Genomic DNA, 3,204 nt, shown 5'->3' with positions numbered 1-3,204 from the left:
GGACGCCCGGCTGCGGCCCGTCCCGCCGGGCTGCGCAGGCGAGCTCTACCTGGCCGGCGAGGGCCTGGCCCGCGGCTACCTGGGCCGCCCCGGCGCGACCGCCGCCCGCTTCCTCGCCGACCCCTCCGGCCCGCCCGGTGCCCGGATGTACCGCACCGGGGACCTCGCCCGGCGCCGCCCCGACGGCACCGTGGAGTTCCTCGGCCGCGCGGACGACCAGGTGAAGATCCGCGGCTTCCGGGTCGAGCCCGCCGAGGTGGAGGCCGCCCTCGCCGCCCACCCGCTGGTCGCCGACGTCGCCGTGGTCGTCCGCGAGGACCGGCCCGGCGCCCGCCGGCTGGTCGCCTACACCGTCGGCACCGACGGCGCCCCCGACCCCGGCGAACTGCGGGACTTCGCCGCCCGCGCCCTGCCCGACTACCTCGTCCCGGCCGCCTTCGTCCCGCTCGACGCCCTCCCGCTCAGCCGCAACGGCAAGGTCGACCGCGCCGCCCTCCCGGCCCCCGAGGAGCGGCCCGGCGGGCGCCGCGAGCGGGTCGAACCGCGCACCGCGGCCGAACGCCGCACCACCGAGCTCTTCGCCGAGGTCCTCGGCATCCGCCCGCCCGGCACCGACGAGGGCTTCTTCGACCTCGGCGGCGACTCCATCCTCAGCATCCGGCTCGCCGCCCGTCTCACCGAGGCCTTCGGCACCGAGCTCGGCCCGCGCGCCGTCTTCGACCACCCCACCCCGGCCGACCTGGCCCGGCTGCTCACCGAGGAGCCCGCCGCCCCGGCCCGCCCGCCCGTCGTCCCGGTGCCCCGCACGGGCGCCGCCCCGATGTCCCACGCCCAGCAGCGCCTCTGGTTCCTGGAGGAGTTCACGCCCGGCGTCTCCGAGAACGTCGCGCTCGCGCTGCGGCTGCGCGGCACCCTCGACACCGGCGCCCTCGGCGCGGCCCTGGACGCCCTGACGGCCCGGCACGAGTCGCTGCGCACCACCTTCGACAGCGTGGACGGCCACGGCGTCCAACTCGTCCACCCGCCGCACGCCGTACCGCTGCCGCTGCACGACCTCTCCGGGCGGCCCGCCGACGAACGGCCACGGGCCCTGCGCGACCTGCTCGCCGCCGACCGCGCCCGCCCCTTCGACCTGCGCCGCGGACCACTGCTGCGCGCCACCCTGGCCCGGCTGGCCGACCGCGAGCACGTGTTGGCGCTGACCCTGCACCACATGGTCACCGACGGCTGGTCCACCGGCGTGCTGCTCACCGACCTGGCCCACCTCTACCGCGCCGAACTCGGCTCCACCGAAGCCGAGTTGGCGCCCCTGCCGGTGCAGTACGCCGACTACGCCCACTGGCAGCGCACCGCCGGGGCGCCCACCGGGGAGCAGCTCGCCTACTGGAAGGGCCAACTGACCGGCGTGGTCCCGCCGCAGCTGCCCACCGACCGACCCCGGCCCGCGGTGCGCACCGCCAACGCCGCCAACGCCGCCACCGTCCGACTGGAACTGCCCGCCGACACCGCCCGCCGGCTGGCCGAGGTCGGCCGGCGGCGCGGCGCCACCCTGTTCACCACCCTGGTCGCCGCCGCCCAGGCCTACCTGGCCCGGCTCTGCGGGGACACCGACATCACCGTCGGCACCATCACCTCCGGCCGGCACCGGCCCGAGGTCCAGCGGCTCGTCGGGTTCTTCGTCAACACCCTGGTGCTGCGCTCCCGGGTCGAGCCCGGACAGCCCTTCGACGCCCTCCTCGGCGAGGTGTGGCAGACCGTCCTCGACGCCTTCGCCCACCAGGACGTGCCCTTCGAGAAGGTGGTCGACGAAGTCCAGCCGGTGCGCGACACCAGCCGCAGCCCGCTGTTCCAGGTCCACGTGGTGCTCCAGAACGCGCCGTCCGCCGAACCCGACCTCCCGGGCCTCGACGTGACCGGCATCGAGCCCGACGCCGTACGGACGCCCTTCGAGCTGGTGCTGGAGTTCGTCGAGACCGCGAGCGGCGCCCTGCACGGCCTGTTCACCTACGACACCGACCTGTTCGACCCGGCCACCGTCGAGCGGATGGCCGGCCAGCTCGCCACCCTGCTCACCGCCGTCGCCGAGGACCCGTCCCGCGCCGTCGGCGCGCTGCCGCTGGCCGGCCCGGAGGAGTCGCCCGCCGAGCCGCACGGCGGCTTCCGGCCGGTGGCGGAGGCGACCCTGCCCGAGCTGTTCGAGCGCCGGGCCGCCGCCACCCCCGGGGCACCGGCCCTGCTCGACGGCGAACGGGAGCTGAGCTACGCCGACCTCGACCGGGCCGCCAACCGGCTGGCCCACCAGCTCATCCGGCGCGGCGTCGGCCCCGAGCGGCTGGTCGCCCTCGCCCTGCCCCGCTCGGCGGCCATGGTGGTCGCCCAGCTCGCCGTCGCCAAGGCCGGCGGCGCCTTCCTCCCCGTCGACCCGGACTACCCGGCGCCCCGGCGGGAGTTCATGGTCCGCGACGCCGCCGCCCACCTGCTGCTCGACGACCCGGCGCAGGTCTGGTCCGCCGAGGGCCCGGACACCGCGCCCACCGACGCCGACCGCACCAGCGCCCTCACCCCCGCCCACCCCGCCTACGCCGTCTACACCTCCGGCTCCACCGGAACGCCCAAGGGCGTCCTGGTCACCCACCGAGGCCTCGCCGTCTTCGCGGCCGCCGCCGCCGAGCAGTACGCCGTCGGCCCCGGCGACCGGGTGCTCCAGTTCGCCTCGCCCAGCTTCGACGCCTCCGTCCTGGAACTGTGCATCTCGCTGCTCTCCGGCGCCGCCCTCGTCACCGGCGAGGAGGGGCCGCTGGTCGGCGAACGACTCGCCGAGGCGCTGACCGCCCGCCGGATCAGCCACACCCTGATCCCCCCGGCCGCCCTGGCCACCCTGGAACCCGAGACCGCCGCGGCCCTGACCGGACTGCGCACCCTGGTCGTCGGCGCCGAGGCCTGCCCGGCCGACCTGGTCGACACCTGGGCCCCCGGCCGGCGCATGGTCAACTCCTACGGCCCCACCGAGGCCACCGTCGTCGCCACCTGGACCGGCCCGCTCGCCCCCGGCAGCGGCAGCCCCGCGATCGGCCGCCCCAGCGGCGCCACCCGCGCGTACGTCCTGGACACCGCCCTGCGGCCGGTGCCGCCCGGCGTCACCGGGGAGCTCTACCTGGCCGGCCCCGGCCTCGCCCGCGGCTACCTCGGCCGCCCCGGCCTCAC

General features: G+C 77.4%; 1 protein-coding gene. It reads left to right on the top strand.

Features of this window, described 5'->3' with window-relative positions:
• Nucleotides 1-3,204 (top strand): condensation domain-containing protein (locus tag ACWDCZ_RS39760; protein ID WP_449818515.1); only part of this gene is annotated, 3,204 nt, incomplete at both ends.

The organism is Kitasatospora sp. NPDC001225 (assembly GCF_053597855.1).
Note: the sequence above shows the minus strand (reverse complement) of the source record. Positions and strands in the feature narration are given on the sequence as shown.